This window comes from Burkholderia sp. E168m15, from assembly GCF_016586105.1.
Taxonomy (GTDB): Bacteria; Pseudomonadota; Gammaproteobacteria; order Burkholderiales; family Burkholderiaceae; genus Burkholderia; species Burkholderia orbicola.
This window is the reverse complement of record NZ_BCPO01000030.1, coordinates 1-25,073: the sequence shown is the minus strand read 5'-3', so window position 1 is coordinate 25,073 and position 25,073 is coordinate 1. Positions and strand designations below refer to the sequence as shown.

The window sequence follows — 25,073 nt, the reverse complement described above, 5'->3', positions numbered from 1 at the left end:
TCTACGCGGTCGCGTGACGACGGCGCGCAACACTCCGGGGCCACGCGACTTCCGCGCGGTTGACGAACTCGGGTATCGTGTGACGTGACCCTGAAACGCGTGCAGGCGAATTCCCATGAAAAACGTCCTCAGCATTCAGTCGCACGTCATCTACGGCCATGCCGGCAACAGCGCGGCCGTGTTCCCGATGCAGCGTCTCGGCATCAACGTCTGGCCGCTCAACACCGTCCAGTTGTCGAATCACATGCAGTACGGCCACTGGGCCGGCAGCGCGATCGACGCCGCGAAGATGGAACAGCTCGTCGACGGCATCGCCGCCATCGGCGTGCTCAAGCGGTGCGACGCGGTGCTGTCCGGCTTCCTCGGCTCGCCGCCGCAGGCACGCGCGGCGGTCGAGATCGTGCGCACGGTGAAAGCGATGAATCCGAACGCGTGGTACTTCTGCGATCCGGCGATGGGCCAGACGGGCGGCATCCGGCCCGAGCCCGGCGTCGAGGAATTCATCGTGGAGGAGGTGCCCGCGCTCGCGGACGGCATGTCGCCGAACCACACCGAACTGCAGAAGCTCGCCGGGCGGCGCATCGAGACCGTCGCCGAAGCCGTCGACGCATGCCGTGCGCTGATCCGCCGCGGCCCGCAGATCATCCTCGTCAAGCACCTGCACGACCGCAACAGTCCGGCCGACCGTTTCAACATGCTCGCCGTCACCGAGACCGAAGCGTGGATCGGCCAGCGGCCGCTGTATGCGTTTCCGCGCCACCCGGTCGGCGTCGGCGACCTGACCAGCGCGATCTTCGTCGCGTGCCGGCTGCGCGGCGACTCGGTGCGCGCCGCGTTCGAGCACACGCTCGCGGCCGTGCACGCGGTGGTGAAGGCCACCTACGACGCGCGCCGCTACGAGCTCGAACTCGTCGCCGCGCAGGACGAGATCGCCCGCCCGAGCGAATGGTTCGGCGCGTGGGTGACCGACGCCTGACGCGTCGGCACTGCCCTGCGCTGCTCCAGCGCGCCGCTGTCCCGCTGTCCCGCTGTCCCGCTGTCCCGCTTTCCCGCTTTCCCGCTTTCCCGTTGCAGCCGACCTGCTGACGCCGCATCCCGATGCCGGTCCGCTGCCCGTGCAAACGTTTCCGGACTTCACATGAATGACACCGATTCCTCGCTATGCTCGCGGCGGCATGCACCGGCGCAGCCGCATCCTGCGACCCGGTGCGCGCCCTTCCCGCAGGTCCCGCCAATCGGCTCCCTCTTTACCCCACGATAACGACCATGACCCGATCGAACCGTCGTGACTTCCTGCGCGTCGCCGCCGGCACTGCCGGCGCCGCCGCGCTGAACCTGTTTCCGCCCGTGATCCGGGATGCGCTCGCGATTCCCGCGAACCGCCGCACCGGCACGATCCGCGACATCGAACACATCGTGATCCTGATGCAGGAGAACCGCTCGTTCGACCACTACTTCGGCACGATGCGCGGTGTCCGCGGCTTCGGTGACCCGCGCCCGTTGCGCCTCGCGAACGGCAAGTCGGTGTTTCACCAGCCGGTCGGCCCGGCCGAACTGCTGCCGTTCCACCCGGGCGTCGACAAGCTCGGCCTGCAGTTCCTGCAGGACCTGCCGCACGGCTGGCAGGACATGCACGCCGCCTGGAACAAGGGCCGCTACGACCAGTGGGTGCCGAACAAGGGCACCACGACGATGGCGTACCTGAAGCGCGACGACATCCCGTTCCACTATCAGCTCGCCGACGCGTTCACGATCTGCGACGCATACCACTGCGCGATCCCGAGCTCGACCGACCCGAACCGCTACTACATGTGGACGGGCTACGTCGGCAACGACGGCACGGGCGGGGGTCCGGTGCTCGGCAACGAGGAAAAGGGCTACGGCTGGACGACCTATCCGGAAGTGCTCGAACAGGCCGGCGTGTCGTGGAAGATCTACCAGGACGTCGGCACGGGGCTCGACGCGAACGGCTCGTGGGGCTGGACGCAAAACCCGTACATCGGCAACTACGGCGACAACTCGCTGCTCTACTTCAACCAGTACCGCTCCGCGCTGCCCGGCACGCCGCTGTACGACAAGGCGCGCACCGGCACCAACATCAGCGCCGGCGGCACGCTGTTCGACGTGCTGCAGCAGGACGTGAAGAACGGCACGCTGCCGCAGGTGTCGTGGATCTGCGCGCCCGAAGCGTATTCCGAGCACCCGAACTGGCCGGCGAACTATGGCGCGTGGTACATCGAGCAGGTGCTGAAGGCGCTCGTGTCGAATCCCGACGTGTGGAGCAAGACCGCGCTGTTCATCACGTACGACGAAAACGACGGCTTCTTCGATCACGTGCCGCCGCCGTTCGCGCCGCAGTCGCGCGAGAACGGGCTGTCGACGGTCGCGACGACCAACGAGGTGTTCGCCGGCGACGCGTCGCACATGGCCGGCCCTTACGGGCTCGGGCCGCGCGTGCCGATGCTGGTCGTGTCGCCGTGGACCAAGGGCGGCTGGGTCTGCTCGCAGACCTTCGATCACACGTCGCTGCTGCAATTCATCGAGGCGCGCTTCGGCGCGCAGTATCCGGTCACGGCCGCCAACGTGTCGCCGTGGCGCCGCGCGGTGTGCGGCGACCTGACGTCGGCGTTCGAGTTCGCGACCGCGGACGCCGCATGGCCGACGCTGCCCGACACCAGCGGCTACGCGCCGCCCGACCGCGTGCGCCATCCCGACTACATCCCGGTGCCGCCGGTGCTGCAGAAGCTGCCGAAACAGGAAGCCGGGCTGCGTCCGGCGCGCGCTCTGCCGTACGAGCTGTTCGTGCACGGCCGCGTCGAAGCCGCCAACGGCCAGTTCCGGCTGACCTTCGCGAACACGGGCCGGGCGGGCGCCGCGTTCCAGGTCCAGTCGCGCAACCGCGTCGACGGCCCGTGGGCGTACACGGTCGAAGCCGGCAAACGTATCGCCGATACGTGGAGCGCCGCCGCATCGCTCGGCCTGTACGACCTCGACGTATACGGCCCGAACGGCTTCTACTGCCATTTCCGCGGCCCGTTCGCGACCGGGGTCGGCAGCGCGGACGTGAACCCCGAGGTGATCTACGGCTACGACGTCGCGAACGGCAACATCACGCTGCGCCTGATGAACCGCGGCCACAAGGCCGTGCGGCTCAAGGTCACGAACGCGTACGGCCACGGTCACGCGCGCACGTTCGACCTCGCGCCGGGCGCGCACGTCGACGATTACTGGGACCTGCGCGGCAGCCACGGCTGGTACGACCTCACCGTCAGCGACGGCCGCCTGCTCGGCTTCCTGCGCCGCTTCGCCGGCCACGTCGAAACGGGCCGCCCGAGCACCAGCGACCCGCTGATCCGCACGACCGCGTCGCACGACGACGCCGAAGCCGCGTCGGACGCCCTGTCCGACTGACGTCGACCCACGCGCGGCGCGGCCCTTCTGACGGGCCGCGCCGCGTTTTTGCCCGCACCGCCCCTCTTCTCTGCGCCCGTTGCGTTCGCGACGGGAAACTCCCGATACCGGCCGCCCGCGCACGCGCGGAAGCTATGCGCAAATCCGCATCGAATGCGCGACAAATTTCCAAGACCCGCGCATATCGGCGACCTATATATCGAAGCAATCGGGGCTCTTCGCGGAGCCTGACGGGAGATGTTTCCGAGGATCACGATGCCGACCTCCCCGCCCGATTCCGAGAAGCGGTCGAACCGCCCGCCCGTCGCACGCGTCCGGCCCGCCCAGGCGCGCGCGGTACCCACTCGCCGGTGTCGAACAAGAGGAACAACATGAAATTCCGTCATTCCCTGCTGTCGGTGTCGATTGCATCCGCGCTTGCCCTTCTGTCGCAACAGGCTGCCCAGGCCGCCGACACAACCGACGTGAAGGTCGGCTTCGCCGCGCCGCTCACGGGCGTGAACGCCGGCTACGGCAAGGACCTGCAAAACGGCGTGCAGCTCGCGCTCGACGATGCAGCCGCGCAGAAAGTGCAGATCGCCGGCAAGCCTGCCCGCTTCAATCTCGTCGTGCAGGACGACCAGGCCGACCCGCGCATCGGCGTGCAGGCCGCGCAGGCACTGGTCGACCAGAACGTGTCGGTCGTGGTCGGTCACTTCAATTCGGGGACGACGATTCCGGCGTCGGTGGTCTACGACAAGGCCGGCATTCCGGTGATCGACCCGGCCGCGACCAACCCGACGCTCACGTCGCGCGGGCTCGCGAACATGTTCATGGTGATCGCGACCGATGGCCAGAATGCCGGCAACGCGGGCAAGTACGCGGTCGAGGTGACGAAGGCGAAGCGCATCGCGATCATCGACGACCGCACCGCGTTCGGCCAGGGCGAAGCCGACGAATTCGAGAAGGCCGTGAAGGCCGCCGGCGGCAACCTCATCGGTCGCGAGTTCACCAGCAACCAGGCGGTCGATTTCCGCGCGCAGATCACGAGCCTGAAGGCCAAGAATCCCGACCTGATCTTCTTCGGCGGCCTCGATTCGCTCGCCGCCAACTTCATCAAGCAAATGCGTCAACTCGGGCTGAACGCGCAATTCGTCGGCGGCGGCGGCGTGAAGGACAACGAGTTCATCAAGATCGCGGGGCCGGCCGCCGAAGGCGCGATGGCGTGGGAATACGGTCAGCCGCTCGACGAGCTGCCGCAGGGGAAGGATTTCGAGGCGCGCTTCAAGAAGCGCTTCGGCGTCGACGTGCTGTCGTATGCGCAGTTCGGCTATGACGCGGCGTGGGCGGCGATCAAGGCGATGCAGGCGGCCGGTTCGACCGATCCGAAGGCCTATCGCCCGGCGCTGAAGAAAATCGACTTCCCAGGCGTGACCGGCCGCATCTCGTTCGCGAACGACGGCTCGCTGAAGAGCGGGATGTCGACGCTGTACCAGGTGAAGAACGGCGCGTGGAAGACGATCGTGACGAAGGGAGGCTGATCGGCGAGAGGGGCGGCCGGCGGCGGGAACGCCGTCTGGCCGCGGAGATCGAGACGATTGCGCCGATCTCGTATGACGACTGATGTTAAAACAATGCCAGCGGACCCGCGACCTCGCGAGCCCCGTGACCCAACGGTCAGCCCGCTTCGGCCTCGGCTGCCTCGTGCGCGCGCCGCAGGCGCTCGCGGCTGTTGGTGAGGTGCGTGCGCATCGCGGCGCGCGCCGCTTCCGGGTCGTGGCGCGCGATCGCCTCGTAGATGTCCTCGTGCTCGTGGTTCAGCCGGCCGACGTAGCGCTCGAGGTCGTCGCCGGCAAAGCGCGCCGAATTCACCCGCGTACGCGGAATGATCGACGTGCCCAGCTGCGTCATGATGTCGACGAAATAGCGGTTGCCGGTGGACTGCGCGATCTGCAGATGGAACTGGAAGTCGAGCTGCGCGGTGTCACGCCCGCCACCCGCGCCCGTCGCGATCGCGTCGAGCGCGCGCCGCAGCGCGGCGAGGTCGGCATCGTTCGCGCGCTGCGCGGCCAGGCTCGCGCACTCGCTTTCGAGGCTGATACGCAGCTCCAGCACCGCGAGCACGTCGCGCAGCGTCGTGATCGTCGCGGGATCGATGCCGAGCGTCTGACGGCGCGACGGCTCCAGCACGAAGCTGCCGATGCCGTGGCGCGTCTCGACGAGGCCGCTCGCCTGCATCCGCGAGATCGCCTCGCGCACGACCGTGCGGCTCACGCCCTGCGCCGCCATGACTTCGGTTTCGGTCGGCAGCTTGTCGCCGGGCCGCAGCGTGCCGTTTTCGATCTGCGCGGTCAGCGCGTCGACGACATCTTGTGCGAGGCTGCGTGCGCGACGGCGCGGCGCTGCGGGAAGCGTAGGCACGGACATGTGGCCGGTTCCTTTTTGAATGATCGTAATGTGAGCCGAGGGTTTACGCGGGGTTTGAGCGAAAGCCGATGATTCATTATACTGCGTCACAAGTCATCCGACGACTGATGATCGGCGCACGGATCTCCTGTCGACTCAGGTCGGCTGTTCAGCACCGCCCGGTCCCGTGCGTGACGATCGACCTGCGTTCGCGTTCTGCGCTCCGCCGGCCCGGTTGTCGCTTCCACCCCATTCGGGTTGCGTCGACATGCGGGGCTTGCGCGCCGCGCACGTCGGTTGTCGAATGATCGCACCTCGCGCCGCGCGCGGCAAAGCTTTTGCCGCACGGCATCGCCCACTCTTTCGCCATCGCCGCCCATGAACGCCGTCACTGCCTCGCCCTCCCACGACACGCCGCGCATCGTCGACCTGCAAGCGATTCCGGTCGCCGGCCACGACAGCATGCTGCTCAACCTGAGCGGCGCGCACGGCCCGTTCTTCACCCGCAACCTCGTGATCCTGAAGGACAGCGCGGGCCGCACGGGCGTCGGCGAAGTACCGGGCGGCGAAAGCATCCGCCGCACGCTCGACGACGCGCGCGCGCTCGTCGTCGGCCAGCCGGTCGGCAACTACCATGCGGTGCTCAACGACGTGCGGCGCACCTTCGCCGACCGCGACGCAAGCGGCCGCGGGCTGCAGACCTTCGACCTGCGCACGACGATCCACGCGGTCACCGCGCTCGAAGCCGCGCTGCTCGACCTGCTCGGCCAGCATCTCGGCGTGCCGGTCGCCGCGCTGCTCGGCGAAGGCCAGCAGCGCGAGCGGGTCGAGATGCTCGGCTACCTGTTCTACATCGGCGACCGCACGAAGACCGCGCTCCCCTATCGCGACGGCCGCGGCGCGACCGACGACTGGACGCGCGTACGCGACGAAGCCGCACTGACGCCCGAAGCCGTCGTGCGGCTCGCCGAAGCCGCGCATGCGCGCTACGGCTTCAACGACTTCAAGCTGAAGGGCGGCGTATTCGAAGGGGCCAGCGAGATCGAAGCCGTGACGGCGCTCGCCGAGCGTTTCCCCGACGCGCGCGTGACGCTCGATCCGAACGGCGCATGGTCGCTCGACGAAGCCGTGCGGCTGTGCCGCGATCAGCATCACGTGCTCGCGTATGCGGAAGATCCGTGCGGTGCGGAGAACGGTTACTCGGGCCGCGAGGTGATGGCCGAATTCCGCCGCGCGACGGGGCTGCCGACGGCGACCAACATGATCGCGACCGACTGGCGGCAGATGGGCCATGCGGTGCAGTTGCACGCCGTCGACATCCCGCTCGCCGATCCGCACTTCTGGACCATGCAGGGGTCGGTGCGGGTCGCGCAGATGTGCCGCGACTGGGGCCTCACGTGGGGTTCGCATTCGAACAACCACTTCGACGTGTCGCTCGCGATGTTCACGCACGTCGCGGCCGCGGCGCCGGGTCAGGTCACCGCGATCGATACGCACTGGATCTGGCAGGACGGCGAACGGCTGACGCGGGAGCCGCTGAAGATCGAGAACGGGCTGGTGGAAGTGCCGAAGCGGCCGGGGCTCGGCATCGACATCGACATGGATGCGGTCGCGCTCGCGCACGAGCTGTACAAGCAGCACGGCCTCGGCGCCCGCGACGACGCGGCGGCGATGCAGTACCTGATCCCGGGCTGGACGTTCAACAACAAGCGCCCGTGCCTCGTGCGCTGAGCGTAGGACGGACCGGGCGGCAAGGTCGCCCGGTCGGAATGGAATGAGGCGATTCGCCCGTGTATCGGCGATCGCCGGCCGGGAAAGACCGGCGAAGCAAAAGCGGGATTCGCGAGTGCGCGGCCGGCCGGTCGCCGCGCGACGATCCTGACCGGGCGCTCCTAAGCGGGCCTCCCTAACCGGGCCTCCCTAACCGACCGCACCTACCCGGCCAGCCCGATCCCCCGCGCCATCCCCGACGCGGCGAACACGATGACGATCACCAGCACCGCCTGCCAGTGGCCGATCCGCACATAGGTGCGCGCCCGGCCGAGATCGGGCGGTTGCTGCCGCCGCGCGGCGATACGCCAGCGGATCAGCCCCAGCATCGGCACGATTTCGAGCAGCAGGAGCAGCACGAGCGCGGTCATCTTCAGGTGAAAGAGCGGTTCGTGCAGGTAGTACGCGGCCCCTTTCTCGAAACCGCCGAACGCCCGCGCAAGGCCCGTCGCGATCAGCACGAGCGCCGACAGCCCCCAGACCGCATCCGCCTTGAACACGCCGGGCAAATCGGCTGGCTGCGCCGACGCGATGAGCCGGCGCAACGCACGGTTACGCGCCGCGATCGCGGCGAATGCGACGCCGAACGCACTCAGGTGAATGGCAGCCAGCAACCAGCGGACGATCATCGCGCCGCCTTGTCGCCCGCGCCCGGTGCGCGAGCCGTGTCAGACGATCTGCTTGAGCGCCGCGTCGAGCGCGAGCACCGCGACGCGGTCGCCTTCGGTCGTGAGCGGCGCGCGCATCACGATCTGCCGGTTGTGGCCGACCGCCGCCGGCGAATCCCACAGCAGCTCCACCTTCGGTCGACTGAACAGGCTGCCGCGGCGCGGCGGCACGACCGCCGGCTGCGCGCCCTGCTCGCCCGCGGCGGGCGCGGTGGGTGCGACCCGGCCGGGCCAGCGCACCGACAGTTCGCGCGCGTCGTACTGGCCAACCTTGCGGCTTTCCATCCAGACGATCGCGGTGCGCGTCAGCACGTCGAGCGAAATCGCATACCGACCGACCGCGAAGCGGCGCGCGGCCACGTTGGTCCGCCACAGCGGCCGCGGCCGGCAAATCCAGACGATCGCCGCATAGAGCGCCGGCGCGGCGACGAGCCAGCCGTTGGTCGCCGTCACCGCGTGCAGGGCGCGGCGCCAGCCGGCCGCCCACGTGAACGCGCCGATCGACCACACGGCGAACAGGAAGCCGATCAGCGCGAACGCGCGCAGCGCCTGGCGCAGCCACTGCGGCAGCGGATGGAACGGCCGCTCGGCCCGGGCGGCGGCGCCCGGCAGCGCCAGCAGCAGGAAGATCAGGATGAGGTAGAGGAATGCCCACGGCGACGACACCATCGCCGACAGCGACGAGCGATAGCCCATCTGGGACATCGAGAACAGCCAGCGCGCGAGCAGCACGAGACCGATCGCGCGCAACGCGAAGATCACACCGGCGCCGGGGGCCGGCGCTGCGCGCGTGGTTTTCGTTCTCGCCAAGACTGCTCTCCTCTGGATATTCATACTGGGCCGGATTTCACGGCACGGCCATTATAGGGACATTACCGTCTGGACAGATGGCCGGATGGCGTGCCGGGCCGCTTCGAGGGCCGTTCGCGGCGCCGGGCGCGGCGAGAATACAACACATCCGCGCCGCAGATGTGACAACGCCCCGCCGGAAAACCCGGACGGGGCGTCGTGACGGCCGCGCGCCGCCATGCGGCGGCGGCCCGCAATCAGCTTGCGTTGACTTCGCGGAGCACCGTGCGGCGCTTCTGGCGCAGCAGTTCCTCGTAGCCCTTCACGTAGTTCTGCGCCATCACCTTCGACGAGAAACGGGCTTCGAATGCGGCGCGAACCTTCTCGCGCGGCAGCGTATCGAGGCGCTTGAGCGCGGCGACGGCCGACAGTTCGTCTTCGACGACGAAGCCCGACACGCCGTTGTCGATCACTTCCGGCACCGAGCCGCGCTTGAACGCGATCACCGGCGTGCCGCAGGCCATCGCCTCGATCATCACCAGGCCGAAGGGCTCCGGCCAGTCGATCGGGAACAGCAGCGCATGCGCGTTGCCGAGGAATTCGGTCTTCTCCGACTCGCTGATTTCGCCGATGTACTCGACGTGCGGCAGCGCGAACAGCGGCTTGATCTTCTCTTCGTAGTACGCGCGGTCGGCCTTGTCGAGCTTCGCGGCGATCTTGATCGGCAGGCCGGCCTGTTCGGCGATGCGGATCGCCGTGTCGACGCGCTTTTCCGGCGAGATGCGGCCGAGGAACGCGAGGTAGCTCGGCTTCACGTTCGGGATCGGCGTCAGCAGGTTTTCCGGCAGGCCGTGGTAGACGGTCGACAGCCAGTTCGCCTGCGGCAGCGGGATGCGCTGGTTGTCGGAGATCGACACGACCGGCACGTCGCTGAACGCATTGAAGATCGGCTGCAGTTCCGGCAGGTCGAGACGGCCGTGCATCGTCGTCAGATGCGGGACCGGCTGACGCGAGAACAGCGAGAACGGGTAGTAGTCGATGTGGCAGTGCAGGACGTCGAACTCTTCCGCGCGGCGGCGCACCTGCTCGAGCAGCAGCATGTGCGGGGCCATCACGTCGCGGATCGTCGGGTCGAGGCGCAGCGCCTGCGGCCAGCACGCTTCGAGCTTCGCGGAGGTCTGCGAATCGCCGCTCGCGAAGAGCGTGACGTCATGCCCCATCTCGACGAGTGCTTCGGTGAGGTAGGACACCACTCGCTCGGTACCACCGTACAGTTTCGGGGGCACCGCTTCATGCAACGGAGCGATTTGGGCGATTCGCATGCGTAACTCCTAAAAAATCGGCAAAAAACCAGGTATGGGTCGGCAACCTGCCGGTGGTCCGGGCTGGATACATGTCGTCCGAACCTCGGACGAATCAGCCTGCCGGGGGCGTCGAACCCGCGCTGCACAAGGAGCGTCGGCGACGCGACAGGCATAGAACGTTTGAAACGAAGACCCGTTGACAGGGGTTCGTAAAAAACCTGGAATCGAACCCGGAGCCGATTATCTAGGGTTAATCCCGATACGGCGCACGACATTTCAAACACTTTACTTTGTTACAAAGGAGCAACACTTTGCAACCCGCGGACTCGGGTGTCCGTTCTAGAGTGGAAGGCCGTTTTGGCGATCCTTGTTAACCCGTAGCTGCCGGCAGCGTGATTCCGGCACACGAGGCACGACGGGATGCCGGATTTTATCTCAAAATCGATCGCGAGCCTCTGGCCAAGGCAAGATTCGCGCAGCGCGACGCGCGGCCTTGTTTACAATGCCGGATTATTCAGTCCGAGCGAACGTCGGCCTGCGATCCAGCCGCCCCGCTCAATCACCGAATCACCGCACGCATATTTTGGAATCTCTCACCCCTGCCCAGCGCAACGCCCACAACGCGAAGCTGTCGAGCTACGCGCACCGGCCGATCGCGTTCCTGTTCCGCTACATCCGCCTCCACCCGGTCGCGCACCTGGTCGTGCTCTGCAGCGTGCTGGCCGCCGTCGGCTGCGCGCTCGGCTCGCAATACGCGATCAAGCACCTGATCGACGTGCTGGCGACCGGACGCCATCACCCCGGCCCGCTGTGGAGCGCGTTCGCGCTGCTCGTCGGGCTGATCGCGGCCGACAACCTGCTGTGGCGCGTCGGCGGCTGGGTCGCCGCGCACACGTTCGTCGCGGTCACCGGCGACCTGCGGCGCGACCTGTTCCAGTATCTGATCGGCCATTCGCCGACGTATTACTCGGAGAAGCAGCCGGGCACGCTCGCCAGCCGCATCACGGCCACGTCGAACGCGGTCTACACGTCGGAGAACACGATGGCGTGGAACGTGCTGCCGCCGTGCATCGCGGTGATGGGCGCGATCCTGATGATCATCGTCGTCAATCCGCTGATGGCGGCCGGCCTGCTCGGCTGTTCGGCCGTGCTGTCCGTCATCCTGTTCAAGCTCGCCGGCCGCGGCTCGGCGCGCCACCACGCATTCGCGGCGAAGGCCGCGGCGGTCGACGGCGAGCTCGTCGACGTGATCGGCAACATGGGCCTCGTGCGCGCGTTCGGGATGACGCTGCGCGAACAGAAGCGCTTCAGCGCGACGGTGAAGGCCGAGATGGACGCGCGCCAGCAGAGCCTGCTCTATCTCGAGAAGCTGCGGCTGCTGCACGCGGTGATCACCGCGATGCTGTCCGCCGGCCTGCTCGGCTGGGCGCTGTGGCTGTGGGACCAGGGCCGCGCAACGTCGGGCGACATCGTGCTCGTCAGCTCGCTCGGCTTCACGATCCTGCACGGCACGCGCGATCTCGCGGTCGCGCTCGTCGACGTCACGCAGCACGTCGCGCGCCTGTCCGAGGCGGTGAAGACGCTGCTCGAACCGCACGGGATGCCCGACCGCTCGGACGCGCAGCCGCTGTCGGCCAAGGGCGGCCGCGTCGACTTCGAGCGCGTGACGTTCGCGTACCCGCACCGCCGCGCGATCCTCGACCACTTCGACCTTCATATCGAGCCGGGCCAGCGCGTCGGCCTGATCGGCAAGTCGGGCGCCGGCAAGTCGACCGTGCTCGCGCTGCTGCAGCGCTTCTACGACACGCAGGACGGCGTCGTGAAGGTCGACGGCCAGGACGTGAAGGGCCTCACGCAGGACAGCCTGCGCCACGCGATCGCGCTGGTGCCGCAGGACATCTCGCTGCTGCACCGGACGATCTACGACAACATCGCGTACGGCCGCCCCGACGCGACCCGCGACGAAGTGCTCGCCGCCGCGCGCGACGCGCGCTGCGCGGAGTTCATCGAGGCGATGCCGGAAGGCTATGACACGATCGTCGGCGACCGCGGCGTCAAGCTGTCGGGCGGCCAGCGCCAGCGCATCGCGATCGCGCGCGCGATCCTGAAGGATGCGCCGATCCTGCTGCTCGACGAAGCGACGTCGGCGCTCGACAGCGCGTCCGAGGAAGCGATCCAGAGCGCGCTCGACCGCCTGATGGTCGGCCGCACGGTGATCGCGATCGCGCACCGCCTGTCGACGCTGCGCAACTTCGACCGCATCATCGTGATGAACAACGGCAAGGTGATCGACGACGGCCCGCCCGACGTGCTGCGCAACCGCCCCGGCCTGTACCGCGACCTGCTTGCGAAACAGCACGGCCGCCATCATGCGGCGCCCGACGGCAACACGCCGACCGGCGAACGCGTGGCCTGACGCACCGGTATCCGCCGACAAAAAAGCCGCCGTGCTTGCGCACGGCGGCTTTTTCAATTGCAGCACAAGCAATAAATCAGATCAGACCTGCTGCAGATCACGCAGGAAATTGTCCCGCCACACCGACACGTTGTTCTCGCGAAGCTGCGCGATCATGTCCGCGTAACGCGCACGCCGCTCGGTGAGCGACATCGTCAGCGCCTGTGACAGCGCATCGGCCATCCCCTCGATATCGATCGGATTGACGATCAGCGCGCCTGTGAGCTCACGCGCGGCGCCCGCGAAGCGCGACAGCACCAGCACGCCCGGATCGTCCGGATTCTGCGCGGACACGTACTCCTTCGCGACGAGGTTCATCCCGTCGCGCAGCGGCGTGACGAAGCCCACGCGCGCGAGCCGGTACAGCGCGGCCAGCACCTGACGGTCGTACTGACGGTGAATGTAGAGGATCGGCGCCCAGTCGAGCTCCGCGTAGCGCCCGTTGATGCGCCCCGACTCCGCTTCGAGCTGCAGGCGGATGTCCTGGTACGCGCGCAGGTCCGCACGCGTCGACGGTGCGATCTGCAGGAACGACACGCGGTTGCGGATCGACGCCTGGTGCTCGAGCAGCTTCTCGAAGGCCCGGAAGCGCTCGACGAGCCCCTTCGAATAATCGAGCCGGTCGACGCTCATGATCAGTTGCCGCCCGCGCAGCGACGTCGCGAGCGTGCGCACCGCCTTGCCGTGCTCACCCGCCTGCGCGAGCGACGCGATCTCGTCCGGATACACGCCGATCGGATAGGCGGCCGCGCGCAACGTCTGGCCGAACGCCCGTACGCGCACCGTGTGCCCGTCGTGCTCGACTTCGCCGTCCGCCTCGAACTCGACGTAGTCGCAAAACGCGCGCAGGTCGGGCTCGGTCTGGAAGCCGAGCAGATCGAACGCGCACAGCGACTCGACGAGCTCTCGGTGCGGCGGCACGTTGACGAGCACCTGCGCGGCCGGAAACGGGATGTGCAGGAAGAAGCCGATGCGGTTCTTCACGCCGGCGTCGCGCAGCGCGCGCGCGAACGGAATCAGGTGATAGTCGTGCACCCAGATCACGTCGTCGTCCTGCAGCAGCGGCACGAGCTGCTGCGCGAGCCAGACGTTGACGCGGCGGTAGCCGTCGAATTCGTGGCGATCGTACTGGATCAGGTCCGCGCGGTAATGGAACGCGGGCCACAGCGTCGCGTTCGAGAACCCGCGGTAATACTGGTCGTAATCGCGGCGCGTCAGCCCGACGGTCGCGAACGTCACCGGCCCGCGCTCCTCGATGCGGATCTGCGGCTGCGGCGCGCCGGACGCGACCACTTCGCCGCTCCAGCCGAACCACATGCCGCCGGTTTCCTTCAGCGCATCATAGACGCCGATCGCGAGGCCGCCCGCCGCCGGTTCGCCTTCCGAAATCGGCGCGACGCGGTTTGAAACGATGATGAGCCGGCTCATGCGTGCGGTTGCCCCGCACCGAGCCAGCCTGCGATCTGCTCATGCAGCGCGTCGACCGAATCGAGCCGCATGCGCGCGGACGTCTCGCCCGCGCCGACCTTGATCGACAGGCCGCCGCGCGCGTTGACCACCGCGAAGCCCTTCTCGTCGGTCAGGTCGTCGCCCGCGAACAGCGGCACGCGGCCCGCAAACGGCGGCTCGTCGAGGAACGCGGCCAGCGCGCGGCCCTTGTCGACGCCCTTCGGCTTGATCTCGAACACCATCTTGCCGGGTTGCAGCACATACGCATCCGCATAGTCGGAGACGAGGCGCTCGGCCGCTTCGCGCGCCACCGCCTCGCGCTCGGGCGCATTGCGAAAGTGCAGCGCGACGGCCGCGCCCTTGATTTCGAGCAGCATGCCCGGATGGCGGTCGACCACGCCGGCAAGCTCGCGCTCGATGCGCAGCAGGCGTTCGTCGTTGAAGCCGATACGCTGCGTGTCGCCGTTCGCATCGCGGCGCTCCGCGCCGTGCAGGCCGGCGATCGGCAGCCCGGGCATCTTCAGGAACGTGTCGAGGTTGTCGATCCCGCGCCCGGACACGATCGCGACCGCGCCGTGCGAGCGGCGCGACAATTCGTCGAGCAGCGTCAGCAGCGACGGCGGAACGTGAATGGCGTCGGGGGTCGGCGCCAGTTCGACGAGCGTGCCGTCGAAGTCGAAGAAGAACGCTGTATCGGTCAGGGACAGGGAAGCCGGAACGGATTGCATCGATTCGATAGTCTGAGGGCCGGCCGGCAAACGCAGGCCGCCACTGCGCGAATGGAGTTGTGCGCATCTTACCGCGCCTGCGCCCCCAGATGGGCGAAACCGCGGCTGCGCGGACATCGCATCGGCCGCCGCGTCAACTGCGACATATTGCCCCGCTCGCCCGCGCCGTATCGATTTCGAAAGGACGCGGGCGCGCGAATTGCGCTACAGTCGCAACCGCCTGCCGCGCGGCGCATGGCATCGCGCCCCGGCTATCCATCCAGTCCGATCGAGCCCCAGGATGTCGTCTGCCCGCCCCGCGCCGCACCGGCGCCTCTCCCGCCTCATCCGCACGGCCGCGGCCCTCGCCGCCGCCGTGGCGCTCACCGCGTGCACGCACGACGAGCCGCGCTGGAACCTGACCAACGTCACCGGCCACCTGCCCGATCTGTCGTTCAAGCTGACGGGCGGCGACGGCCATCCCGTCGACGCCGATGCGTTCCGCGGCCGCGTCGCGCTCGTCTACTTCGGCTACACGCACTGCCCCGACGTCTGCCCCGAAACGCTGGCGCGGCTGATGGAAGTGCTGGCGAAGCTCGGCCCGCGGGCGGACGACGTGCGCATCCTGTTCGTCTCGGTCGATCCCGCGCGCGATACGCCGCAGGCGATGCAATCCTATGTCGCCGCGTTCGACGCCGCGCATGCGCGCGGCCTGACCGGGACCGACGGCCAGATCGAATCGCTGGCCAAGCGCTATCGCGTCGCATACCAGATGGAAAAACGCGATCCGTCCGGCGGCTACGAAGTGACGCACAGCTCGGCCGTCTACATCTTCGACGCGACCGGCCGCGCGCGGCTGCTCGCGACCGATCGCGATTCGCCCGACGCCATCGCCGCCGATGTGCGCCGGATCATCGACACTGCCTCCACGACCTGAATTCCGCCATGAACAAGAAAACGACCCTCAAGACGTTCGCCCTCGTCGCCGCGCTGTGCGCCGGCGCCCACGCGTATGCCGCCGGCGCGATCAGCGCGCAGAACGCGTGGGTGCGCTGGCTGCCGAACAAGCTGCCCGCGGGCGGCTACGTGACGCTCGTGAACACCGGCGACAAGCCGATCGATCTCGTCGACGTCGACAGCCCCGATTACGGGATGGCCATGCTGCACCAGACGGTCTCGAACGGCTCGACGCAGAAGATGGAGATGGTCGACAAGCTGACGATCCCCGCGCGCGGCAAGGTCGACATCGCGCCGGGCGGCTATCACTTCATGCTCGAGGAACCGAAGCACACGATCAAGCCGGGCGACACCGTGCACCTGCGCCTGAAATTCTCCGACGGCGAGACGGTCGATGCGCCATTCGCCGTGAAATCGCCGGCCCAGGCGAAGTGATGCGCGCGCGATGAATCTCCTGTACTGGCTCGATCCGTGGGAGCCGTCGCCGACCGTGGTCGTCGCGGTGCTGACGGCCGCCGTGCTGTTCGCACGCGGCGTGAAGAAGGCGAAGGTGTCGCCGCTGCGGCAGTTCTCGTTCTGGTTCGGGCTGACGGCGCTCTACATCGCGCTGCATACGCGGCTCGACTATTTCTTCGAGCACGAATTCTTCATGCACCGCGCGCAGCACCTCGTGCTGCATCACCTCGGGCCGTTCTTCATCGCACTGTCCTATCCGGGCGCGGCGATCCGCGCGGGCATTCCGTTCAGCTGGCGGCAGCGCTTCGTGCGCCCCGCGCTCGCGTGGGCGCCGGTGCGCGCGACCCTCGACGTGGTATTTCATCCGGTCGTCGCGGTCGTGCTGTTCGTCGGGCTGATCTATTTCTGGCTGCTGTCGCCGATCCACTTCATCGCGATGCTCGACTGGCGTCTCTATCGCGTGATGAACTGGAGCATGGTGATCGACGGGCTGCTGTTCTGGTGGCTCGTCGTCGATCCGCGTCCCGCGCCGCCCGCGCGGCTGTCGCCGGGCCGCCGGATTCTGATCGTCGTCGCGGCGATCCCGCCGCAGATCGCGCTCGGCGCGCTGATCTTCTTCACGCCGCACGAGCTGTATCCGATCTACTCGATCTGCGGCCGCGCGTTCACGTGGCTGAGCCCGCTGCGCGACCAGCAGATCGGCGGCCTGCTGCTGTGGATTCCCGGCTCGATGATGAGCGTGATCGGCGCGCTGATCGCGCTGCGGCACTGGCTGCGGTTGTCCGCCCGCGGGCGCCTGATCGGCGAGCGGGCCGCGCAGCGCACGGACGAGCCGCCCGTCGCACGCGCCGCGCACTGATTGCCGCGCGGCGCGGCGCGCATCACGCGCGCGCGCTGCTCATCCATACGTGCGGGATGCCATCCTCGTCGTGCACGTCCGAACTCGGCGTGAAGCCGAATGCCCCGTAGAAACGCTGCAAGTGAGCCTGCGCATGCAGGCTCACCGGCGTATCCGGCCATTGCGCGCGGATATGCTCGAGCGCGCGCGACAGCAGCCCGTTGCCGAGGCCCGCGCCGCGAAACGCGGCAGTCGTCAGCACGCGGCCGATGCGCACGTCGGTATGCTGCGCGTCGGGCAGCAGCACGCGCAGATAGCCGGCCAGGCGGCCGGCCGGATCGAAGGCCGCGAGGTGCCACGCGGCCTGGTCCGCATCGTCGATGTCGCGATACACGCAGTTCTGCTCGACGACGAACACGGCGCTGCGCGCTTCGAGGATCGAATAGATTTCGCGCGCCGTCAGCGCGTCGAAGGATTTCCAGCGCCAGTCGAGATCGGCGGTGCTCGGGGATGCGGCGGGTGCGGATGCGTTCATGTGCGGTCCTGATTCAGGCGCGCCGGCCGGCGCGCGGCAACCGTCGATTATGCCTCGAAGCGCCCGACCCGCGCGACCGCCCGCCACGCGCGAAAAAAAGGCCCCGCATCGCGCGGGGCCTGCTCGTCACACCGTCACACCGTCATGCCGTCATGCCGGCATCTGGCCGAAGCGGCCGCTGTTGAAGTCCTCGATCGCGGTACGGATTTCCTCTTGCGAGTTCATCACGAACGGGCCGTAACCAACGACGGGCTCGTCGATCGGCTCGCCGCTCAGGATCAGCAGCTTCGCGTCGCCGTTCGCTTCGATCTCGACGTCGCTGCCGTCGCGGCCGAGTTGCACGAACTGCGCTTCGCGCGCCACCGTCTCGCCGTTCACCAGCACGGTGCCGCTCAGCACGACCACCGCGAGCGTCCGCCCTTCGGCGACCGGGAACCGCGCATGGCCGCCGGCCGCGAGCCGCACGTCCCACACGTCGATCGGCGTGTGCGTGCGGGCCGGGCCGCGCCGCCCGTCGAGCTCACCGGCGATGATCCGCGCCCGCCCTGCACCGTCCGGCAGCTCGACCACCGGGATATCGGCGTTCAGCAGCGTCTGGTAGCCGGGTGCGCCCATCTTGTCCGCGGCGGGCAGGTTCACCCACAGCTGCACCATCTCGAGCGGGCCGCCCCGCTTCGTGAACGCCTCCGAGTGGAATTCCTCGTGCAGGATCCCGCTCGCGGCCGTCATCCACTGCACGTCGCCCGGGCCGATCGTGCCGCCCGCGCCGGTCGAGTCGCGGTGCGCGACTTCGCCGTCATAGACGATCGTCACCGTTTCGAACCCGCGGTGCGGATGCTGGCCCACCCCGCGCGGCGCGGTCGCCGGTTCGAACGTCGCGGGGCCGGCGTAATCGAGCAGCAGGAACGGGCTCAGGTGCGTGCCATGAGACTGGTAGCTGAACATCGAACGCACCGGAAAACCGTCGCCGACCCAATGGCCGCGTGGCGCACTGTACACACCCTGGATCTTCTTCATTTGCCTTCTCCGAATTGCGGCGAAACCCGTGTTTCGCATCCATGACTGACAATATAGAGATGGAACGATCGATCCGGTAGACTGCCGAAATCGCACTCAGCGTTCCATTTCATGAACGATAAAGCGCGGGATCTGAACGATCTCTACTACTTCGTGCAGGTCGTCGAACACGGCGGCTTCGCGCCGGCCGGGCGCGCGCTGGACATGCCGAAATCGAAGCTGAGCCGCCGCGTCGCGCTGCTCGAAGCGCGGCTCGGGATGCGGCTGATCCAGCGTTCGACGCGCCGCTTCACGGTCACCGACGTCGGCCAGACCTATTACGCGCATTGCCGCGCGATGCTCGTCGAGGCCGATGCCGCCGACGAGGCGATCGCGCTGCTGCACGAGGAGCCGCGCGGCATCGTGCGCGTCAGTTGCCCGATCGTGCTGCTCGATTCGCTGGTCGGCACGATGATCGCCGCGTTCATGGCCGCGTGCCCGCGCGTCGAGATCCACCTGGAAGCGACCAACCGGCGTGTCGACGTGGTGGGCGAAGGGATCGACGTCGCGATCCGCGTGCGCCCGCCGCCGCTCGAGGACAGCGATCTCGCGCTGCGTGTGCTCGCCGAACGCGGCCAGTGCCTCGTCGCGAGCCCAGCGCTGCTGCGCGAGCAAGGTGTACCGGCCGTTCCCGCGGACCTGACGCGCCTGCCGAGCCTCGATCACGGCGTGCCGCAGTCCACGCACGTGTGGCGGCTGCGCGGGCCCGACGGCGCGCATGCGGAAATCCATCACCAGCCGCGCTACGTGACGGGCGGCATGCTCGCGCTGCGCGCGGCGGCCGTTGCAGGCGTCGGCGTCGTGCAGTTGCCGACGATGATGGTGCGCGACGAGGTTTCGCGCGGTGAACTGGTCACGGTGCTGCCCGACTGGGCGCCGCGTCGCGAAATCGTGCACGCGGTGTTCGCGTCGCGCCGCGGGCTGCTGCCGGCGGTGCGGGCGCTACTCGACTTTCTGGCCGAGCGGTTCGCCGAACTCGAACCCGACTGAGCGGGGCCGCATCACGCACGACCACGCGCTGCAGACCACGCACGGGTGCCGTAGACTGCGGTACGCGCAGTGCGCCTTCAGTGCGCCTTTTTGACAACCCCTATCGCTTTCCCGCCATGTTCACGCTGTCCAACGACCCTACCGCCTCCAAGGCCGATCAATACGCGACGCTCGTCGAGCAGGCACGTGCGCTCGTCGAATCCGAACGCGACCTGACTGCGAACGCGGCGAATTTCTCCGCGCTCGTCTATCACTCGCTCGATCGCCTGAACTGGGCCGGCTTCTACTTCTTCGACGGCACCGAGCTCGTGGTCGGGCCGTTCCAGGGCAAACCCGCGTGCGTGCGGATCGCGCTCGGCAAGGGCGTGTGCGGCACGGCCGCGCAGACCCGCGAGACGCAGGTCGTGCGCGACGTGCACGACTTCCCCGGCCATATCGCGTGCGATGCGGCGTCGGAATCGGAAATCGTCGTGCCGCTGCTGGCCGACGACAGTACGCTGATCGGCGTGTGGGACGTCGACAGCCCGGTCGCCGCGCGCTTCGACGACGAGGATCGCAAAGGGATGGAGGCGCTGTGCCGCGTGTTCGTCGAGCACGCGTGGCAGAAGGCGCGCGGTTAAGCACCGCTGCGCCGTGTCGTTCGCGGCGCCGGCCGCCGCAAACGACACGGGCCCCGCGAAGGGGCCCGTTTCATTGCAACGCCGCACCGCCGCGTGCGGCGCACGGCCGGCGTCAGGCCGCGTGCGTGCCCGACAGCGCCGCGAACGCCTGCGGCTTCGCGTCCTCGGTCAGCACCTCGAAGCCGGTTTCCGTCACCACGACCATGTGCTCCCATTGCGCGGACAGCGAATGGTCCGCCGTGACGACCGTCCAGCCGTCGGCCAGCACGCGCGTGTCGCGCTTGCCCGCGTTCAACATCGGCTCGATCGTGAAGATCATCCCCGGCCGCAACGGCAGGCCGGTGCCCGGGCGACCGTAATGCAGCACCTGCGGTTCGTCGTGATAGACGTCGCCGATGCCGTGCCCGCAATACTCGCGCACCACGCTGAACCCTTCGCGATGCGCGACCTGCTGGATCGCATAGCCGACGTCGCCGAGCGTCGCGCCGGGACGCACCGCGCGGATGCCGGCGTGCATCGCCTCGTAGGTCGCCGCGACGAGCCGCCGCGCGAGTTCGCTCGGTTCGCCGACGAAATACATCCGGCTCGTATCGCCGAACCAGCCGTCCTTGATCACCGCGATGTCGAGGTTCACGATGTCGCCGTCGCGCAGCGGCCGCGACGTCGGAATGCCATGACAGACCACGTGATTGACCGACGTGCACAGCGTCTTCGGATAGCCGTGATAGCCGATGTTCGCGGGGATCGCGCCGAGTTCATCGGTGATGTATTCGCGGCAGCGCGCGTCCAGCTCGTCGGTGGTGACGCCCGGCTTCACGTGCTCGGTGATCATTGTGAGCACCTGCGACGCGAGCTTCGCGGCTTCGCGCGACTTGGCGATTTCCGCAGCACCGCGGATCGGGATTTCTCGTTTCGCCATCACGCCACCTGCTCGATGCTATGCGCGGCCGTCTCCGCCGGCCCCACGTCGCCGCCCCGCGCCTCGGCCTCGATCAGCATCTTGCAGATGTCGCCGTAGGACAGCGCCGGGTTGAGTTCCGCCAGCATCCCGACGCGCAGCCAGTGTTCGGCCTGCGCGTTGATCGAACGGCTCAGCGCTGTACTCGTCGAGCGCAGCCGTTCATGCATGTGCTCGGAAATCTTGATGATACCCATATATCCCCAATTAAACGAAACGTAGCTGTTTCGTATATTACGCCGCGTACGACGACCGGGCAAGCCGTTCGCGTCCCGCGTCCCGCCGAATCGCCACGGGAAATATCGTTGACTTCGAATTCCAGTTTACTGGAAAATCAATCCATCATGAAAGAATCAGCGATCACCGCGGCCGACGACACCGGCATCAACGAGCGCATTGCCCGGCGCGTGCGTGAGCTGCGCACCGTGCGAGGCTACACGCTCGACGCGCTTGCCGCGCGTTCCGGCGTCAGCCGTTCGATGATCTCGCTCATCGAACGCGCGTCGGCCAGCCCCACAGCCGTCGTGCTCGACAAGCTCGCGGCGGGCCTCGGCGTGTCGCTGGCCGGGTTGTTTGGCGGTGACCGGGACGACGCGCCCGCGCAGCCGCTCGCACGGCGCGCGCAGCAGGCCGAATGGCGCGATCCGGCGTCCGGCTATGTGCGGCGCAACCTGTCGCCGGCCGGCTGGCCGTCGCCGATCCAGCTCGTCGAGGTCGACTTCCCGCCCGGCGCGCGGGTCGCATATGACAGCGGCGGGCGCGAAAGCGCGCCGCACCAGCAGGTGTGGATCATCAGCGGCCGCGTCGACGTCACGTTCGGCGATACGCTTCACGAACTTCATGAAGGCGACTGCCTGGCCATGCGGCTCGACCAGCCGCTGATCTTCAGCAATCCGGCGTCGCATGCCGCGCGCTATGTCGTCGCGATCTGCGATGCGTCCGCCGCCGGCGTGCGGAGCGCGTGATGCGCGCGCCGCATGCGCAACCGGTTTAGACCCAACAGGAAGGAACCCGCATGAACTCCCCGACACAGCGCGACGACGTGCGCCTGATCGACTGCAGCGAGGCCGAGCACGCGGCGGCCATTCTCGAGATCCTGAACGATGCGATCGCGAACTCGACCGCGCTGTACGACTACCGGCCGCGTCCACCGGAAGCGATGGTCACGTGGTTCGCGACGAAGCGCGCGGGCGGTTTTCCGGTCTTCGGCGCCGTCGACTCAGCAGGCACGCTGCTCGGCTTCGCGAGCTGGGGTACGTTCCGCGCGTTCCCGGCGTTCAAGTACACCGTCGAACACAGCGTCTACGTGCGCAACGACCAGCGCGGTCGCGGGCTCGGCGAACTGCTGCTGCGCGAAGTAGTCCGGCGCGCGCGCGAAGCGCAGGTGCACGTGCTGGTCGGCTGCATCGACGCGACCAATGCCGGGAGCATCGCACTGCATACGAAGCTGGGATTCGTGCACTCGGGCACGATCGCGGAGGCGGGATTCAAGTTCGGCCGCTGGCTGGATGCGGCGTTCTATCAGTTGAAGCTCGAGACGCCGGTGCAGCCGGTGGATGGGTAATCGGCTGGAGGCCGTCCGTCGCATGCACCGTGCGCGACGGCTTCCAGACGATGCGGAAAACCGCTCTTCCCGGCCTCGAGGCCGCAGCATCACAAGCTCACCGCCCGGCAATCGCGCGTATGGCCTCCGCAAAGACGTCTGGCGCCTCACGCGGGACGAAGTGCCCTATTCCATGCAGCAGGCGGTGTTCATAGTGCCCGGAAAAGTACCGCTCCTTGTTTTCAGAAGTGGTGGGCAAATTGTCACGATCTTCCGCACCCTGGAGCATGATGGTGTCGATAGGGATCGTCGGCGAAGCCGCCAATTGTCGTTCTATCTGCTCGTGCTGCTCTGCGCCCGGGGCATCGTGCCAGCGCTGTCGATAAGCATGAAGGCTGATGTCGGCCCAGTCGGGATTGTGGAGAGAGTCGACCATGGCTTGAAAGTCGCTCTCCCTGTCGGGCCAGGCGGGGGACCAGCTGTGCCATAAGTATCTGCACAACCGTTCGCGATCCTCTCGATAAGCCTTCATTCCATACGTCGTGGCGACGTACCACTCATACCAGTACGCGTTGGCCAGTTCATAGGGCATTTCGTTGGCCGGCATCGCGGTAGCGTAGCCCGCCGCGGCGGTAACCATACCGCTTACTCTCTCGGGAAACAGCGCCGCAACGCCGTACGCCGCGCGCGCGCCCCAGTCGTACCCGGCGAGAATGACATCCGTCAAATCCAGCGTTTCCACGAACTGCGACAAATCAAGCGTCAGCGCCGCGATTGCGCCGCTGCGCATCGTATCGCTATTCAAGAAGCGCGTCGGTCCTGATCCACGCAGATAGGGTGCGTAGATTCGGAACTGTTGGCCACTCAGCCCGAGGTGCACGATAGTCTTGTCCCAGCACTGAACATCATCGGGCCATCCATGGACAAGGACCAGCGGCCGTCCGTCAAGCGGGCCCGATACTTCATAGGCCACTTCGAGTTCGCTGGTGCGACATGTCAGGAAGTTTCGTTGCGATCCGCGTGTGGCCTGCTCATCCGCGTCTGAAGTCATATCGATCTCCGAAAGGCGATTCAAAGATGCCGGCAAGCAGCATCGTGTGTTCCCGTTCGAAATGGCTTCCTACCAAATTTCGCGCGCAACGATTCCTCATGGAATCGTGAGTCTAAATAGACGCACCGACACACCGGAACCCAAAGCAACTTTGAAGCGCCTCCACCTGGAAGCGCTGAAAGGTTGCGGCTTTGCCGATATCGCGACCGATGGTCCGGACGTCGTACGGTTGCCGCATGACGATGATGCCGTCCTTGCCGATCAGCGATATCGAGCCGTGTTGTTCCAACCCTGCGAACAGCCTGTGGAAATATTCGAGGTTGATGGCAATCAGTGCGACACCGGCAAACGAACCATCCGGATTCGATATGCGCCGCTCTCCTCACCACTCATCGTGCACAGCCAAGCCGGACGTGACTTCGCATACGAAACCGGCCCGGCCCATTTACATGTGCAGTACCAAACTGACCGAAACCGGAAACGGCCCGGGTCTATCGAACGTGAAGCGCCGACAACCCGCTGCGCTCGCCCCTCCTCCCGGATTATTAAATGACGTGAGGAAATTGCGCTTCCGAAAGAATATGTGGGACGCGCCAGATCTGCATCGCCCATCAAGATCCCCGCCAATTTCAAATATCTGCGATTTGGTACCAGATGATCGAGTCCGCCCATCAGCCGGCCCGCGCGTCGGGAAAGCCGGTCGCGATCTCCGGGACTCGACGGCCAGACCCGCCATCCGCTCCGTGTAGTAGCTGGGCGGAACGCACCCACGAGCCTCCCGGACGGCGCCACGGCGCGGCCTCTTCGTCGATGGGCGCCGAACTTGTGGCGAATAGTCGGCGCGCCTGCTTCTTGAGGCGTTGAAGACGACGTTGTACCCCTCTGAGCAACTTTCTTACACGGGTAAAAGCGATGCAGAAAAAAGAAAAGCCCCGCCGAAGCGGGGCTTTTTCTGGAGGCGCGAGCCGGAGTCGAACCGGCCTAAACGGCTTTGCAGGCCGCTGCATAACCGCTTTGCTATCGCGCCAAAAGCGGACTGTCCGGATGCCGTGAGGCAAGCGACAGATTTTTATTCGAGGACCGGAAGTCCATCAAATAAAAAGGGAAGCGTGGCTTCCCCATTACTTGGAG

At 67.3% G+C, this 25,073-nt stretch carries 23 protein-coding genes, 1 tRNA gene and 1 pseudogene; 12 read left to right on the top strand and 13 right to left on the bottom strand.

All coding sequences use genetic code 11. The features are described 5' to 3' along the window. Window positions 1–115: 115 nt before the first annotated feature. The 3 genes from pdxY to JMF86_RS05455 all read left to right on the top strand — a co-directional run bounded on the left by pdxY (window position 116) and on the right by JMF86_RS05455 (window position 4,931). Entirely contained in the window at window positions 116–976 is an 861-nt protein-coding gene (pdxY, locus tag JMF86_RS05465; protein ID WP_011544974.1) for a pyridoxal kinase PdxY, read from the top strand. Between the two features lie 290 nt (window positions 977–1,266). Further along, on the top strand, window positions 1,267–3,411 hold the full coding sequence (locus JMF86_RS05460) for a phosphocholine-specific phospholipase C (RefSeq protein WP_011694231.1): 2,145 nt from the start codon (window positions 1,267–1,269) through the stop codon (window positions 3,409–3,411). Window positions 3,412–3,782: 371 nt separating this feature from the next. Beyond that, the gene (locus JMF86_RS05455; protein WP_012328174.1) at window positions 3,783–4,931 is read left to right on the top strand and encodes a branched-chain amino acid ABC transporter substrate-binding protein; all 1,149 of its coding nucleotides are present in this window, start codon (window positions 3,783–3,785) and stop codon (window positions 4,929–4,931) included. Between the two features lie 136 nt (window positions 4,932–5,067). Here JMF86_RS05455 and JMF86_RS05450 read toward each other — a convergent pair whose 3' ends face one another. Next, window positions 5,068–5,817 (bottom strand): FadR/GntR family transcriptional regulator, encoded by a 750-nt coding sequence (locus JMF86_RS05450; RefSeq protein ID WP_011544971.1) that lies wholly within the window; start codon window positions 5,815–5,817, stop codon window positions 5,068–5,070. Between the two features lie 357 nt (window positions 5,818–6,174). On the opposite strand from JMF86_RS05450, the gene gudD reads away from it, so the two are divergent. Further along, a complete protein-coding gene (gene gudD, locus JMF86_RS05445) occupies window positions 6,175–7,527 on the top strand; it encodes a glucarate dehydratase (RefSeq protein ID WP_011544970.1) in 1,353 nt (450 codons plus the stop codon). 203 nt (window positions 7,528–7,730) lie between these two features. On the opposite strand, the gene JMF86_RS05440 is transcribed toward gudD, so the two are convergent. The 3 genes from JMF86_RS05440 to JMF86_RS05430 all read right to left on the bottom strand — a co-directional run bounded on the left by JMF86_RS05440 (window position 7,731) and on the right by JMF86_RS05430 (window position 10,345). Further along, on the bottom strand, window positions 7,731–8,195 hold the full coding sequence (locus JMF86_RS05440) for a DUF2214 family protein (RefSeq protein WP_011544969.1): 465 nt from the start codon (window positions 8,193–8,195) through the stop codon (window positions 7,731–7,733). A 39-nt stretch (window positions 8,196–8,234) separates the two neighbouring features. Further along, the gene (locus JMF86_RS05435) at window positions 8,235–9,044 is read right to left on the bottom strand and encodes a hypothetical protein (RefSeq protein WP_041489174.1); all 810 of its coding nucleotides are present in this window, start codon (window positions 9,042–9,044) and stop codon (window positions 8,235–8,237) included. Window positions 9,045–9,280: 236 nt separating this feature from the next. Beyond that, window positions 9,281–10,345, bottom strand: coding sequence for a glycosyltransferase family 4 protein (locus JMF86_RS05430; protein ID WP_006476459.1), 1,065 nt, complete (start codon window positions 10,343–10,345; stop codon window positions 9,281–9,283). Between the two features lie 565 nt (window positions 10,346–10,910). Here JMF86_RS05430 and JMF86_RS05425 point away from each other — a divergent pair. Next, the gene (locus tag JMF86_RS05425; RefSeq protein WP_023475440.1) at window positions 10,911–12,743 is read left to right on the top strand and encodes an ABC transporter ATP-binding protein; all 1,833 of its coding nucleotides are present in this window, start codon (window positions 10,911–10,913) and stop codon (window positions 12,741–12,743) included. 81 nt (window positions 12,744–12,824) lie between these two features. Here JMF86_RS05425 and otsA read toward each other — a convergent pair whose 3' ends face one another. Beyond that, window positions 12,825–14,210: an alpha,alpha-trehalose-phosphate synthase (UDP-forming) gene (gene otsA / locus JMF86_RS05420; RefSeq protein ID WP_201316785.1), complete on the bottom strand. Its 1,386-nt coding sequence runs from the start codon at window positions 14,208–14,210 to the stop codon at window positions 12,825–12,827. Next, on the bottom strand, window positions 14,207–14,959 hold the full coding sequence (gene otsB / locus JMF86_RS05415; protein WP_011544965.1) for a trehalose-phosphatase: 753 nt from the start codon (window positions 14,957–14,959) through the stop codon (window positions 14,207–14,209). The genes otsA and otsB overlap by 4 nt, the downstream gene beginning before the upstream one ends. Before the next feature lie 280 nt (window positions 14,960–15,239). Between otsB and JMF86_RS05410 the strand changes: the two genes are divergently transcribed. The 3 genes from JMF86_RS05410 to JMF86_RS05400 are packed head-to-tail and all read left to right on the top strand — an operon-like array spanning window position 15,240 to window position 17,210. Then, on the top strand, window positions 15,240–15,875 hold the full coding sequence (locus JMF86_RS05410) for an SCO family protein (RefSeq protein WP_011544964.1): 636 nt from the start codon (window positions 15,240–15,242) through the stop codon (window positions 15,873–15,875). A gap of 8 nt (window positions 15,876–15,883) precedes the next feature. Further along, window positions 15,884–16,330, top strand: a complete 447-nt coding sequence (locus tag JMF86_RS05405) for a copper chaperone PCu(A)C (RefSeq protein ID WP_011544963.1) — start codon at window positions 15,884–15,886, stop codon at window positions 16,328–16,330. A gap of 10 nt (window positions 16,331–16,340) precedes the next feature. Continuing rightward, window positions 16,341–17,210 carry a cytochrome c oxidase assembly protein gene (locus JMF86_RS05400; protein WP_011544962.1) on the top strand — a complete coding sequence of 290 codons (870 nt, stop codon included), beginning with the start codon at window positions 16,341–16,343 and terminating at the stop codon, window positions 17,208–17,210. A 22-nt stretch (window positions 17,211–17,232) separates the two neighbouring features. Here the strand turns inward: JMF86_RS05400 and JMF86_RS05395 are convergent, their stop codons facing one another. Beyond that, window positions 17,233–17,724 (bottom strand): GNAT family N-acetyltransferase, encoded by a 492-nt coding sequence (locus JMF86_RS05395; protein WP_034206801.1) that lies wholly within the window; start codon window positions 17,722–17,724, stop codon window positions 17,233–17,235. Between the two features lie 150 nt (window positions 17,725–17,874). Continuing rightward, window positions 17,875–18,741, bottom strand: coding sequence for a pirin family protein (locus tag JMF86_RS05390; RefSeq protein WP_201316784.1), 867 nt, complete (start codon window positions 18,739–18,741; stop codon window positions 17,875–17,877). Between the two features lie 111 nt (window positions 18,742–18,852). Between JMF86_RS05390 and JMF86_RS05385 the strand changes: the two genes are divergently transcribed. Next, window positions 18,853–19,770 carry a LysR family transcriptional regulator gene (locus JMF86_RS05385; protein WP_011544959.1) on the top strand — a complete coding sequence of 306 codons (918 nt, stop codon included), beginning with the start codon at window positions 18,853–18,855 and terminating at the stop codon, window positions 19,768–19,770. 116 nt (window positions 19,771–19,886) lie between these two features. Beyond that, window positions 19,887–20,390 carry a GAF domain-containing protein gene (locus JMF86_RS05380; protein ID WP_201316783.1) on the top strand — a complete coding sequence of 168 codons (504 nt, stop codon included), beginning with the start codon at window positions 19,887–19,889 and terminating at the stop codon, window positions 20,388–20,390. A 112-nt stretch (window positions 20,391–20,502) separates the two neighbouring features. Here the strand turns inward: JMF86_RS05380 and map are convergent, their stop codons facing one another. Together map and JMF86_RS05370 are read right to left on the bottom strand one after the other, a co-directional pair. Further along, on the bottom strand, window positions 20,503–21,309 hold the full coding sequence (gene map / locus JMF86_RS05375; protein WP_011544957.1) for a type I methionyl aminopeptidase: 807 nt from the start codon (window positions 21,307–21,309) through the stop codon (window positions 20,503–20,505). Further along, a complete protein-coding gene (locus tag JMF86_RS05370; RefSeq protein WP_011694229.1) occupies window positions 21,309–21,545 on the bottom strand; it encodes a ParD-like family protein in 237 nt (78 codons plus the stop codon). Before JMF86_RS05370 ends, map begins: the two co-directional genes overlap by 1 nt. A gap of 147 nt (window positions 21,546–21,692) precedes the next feature. On the opposite strand from JMF86_RS05370, the gene JMF86_RS05365 reads away from it, so the two are divergent. Both JMF86_RS05365 and JMF86_RS05360 read left to right on the top strand, forming a co-directional pair. Further along, window positions 21,693–22,313 carry a helix-turn-helix domain-containing protein gene (locus JMF86_RS05365; RefSeq protein WP_011544955.1) on the top strand — a complete coding sequence of 207 codons (621 nt, stop codon included), beginning with the start codon at window positions 21,693–21,695 and terminating at the stop codon, window positions 22,311–22,313. Between the two features lie 50 nt (window positions 22,314–22,363). Further along, window positions 22,364–22,912, top strand: a complete 549-nt coding sequence (locus tag JMF86_RS05360; protein ID WP_011544954.1) for a GNAT family N-acetyltransferase — start codon at window positions 22,364–22,366, stop codon at window positions 22,910–22,912. A 97-nt stretch (window positions 22,913–23,009) separates the two neighbouring features. Here the strand turns inward: JMF86_RS05360 and JMF86_RS05355 are convergent, their stop codons facing one another. From JMF86_RS05355 to JMF86_RS05345, 3 genes and pseudogenes are all read right to left on the bottom strand, one after another. Beyond that, window positions 23,010–23,942 (bottom strand): alpha/beta fold hydrolase, encoded by a 933-nt coding sequence (locus tag JMF86_RS05355; protein WP_011544953.1) that lies wholly within the window; start codon window positions 23,940–23,942, stop codon window positions 23,010–23,012. Window positions 23,943–24,108: 166 nt separating this feature from the next. Next, a pseudogene (locus JMF86_RS34975) lies at window positions 24,109–24,318 on the bottom strand (diguanylate cyclase); the annotation flags it as partial. Window positions 24,319–24,895: 577 nt separating this feature from the next. Then, window positions 24,896–24,969: transfer RNA gene (locus JMF86_RS05345), tRNA-Cys, on the bottom strand. Between the last annotated feature and the right edge of the window lie 104 nt (window positions 24,970–25,073).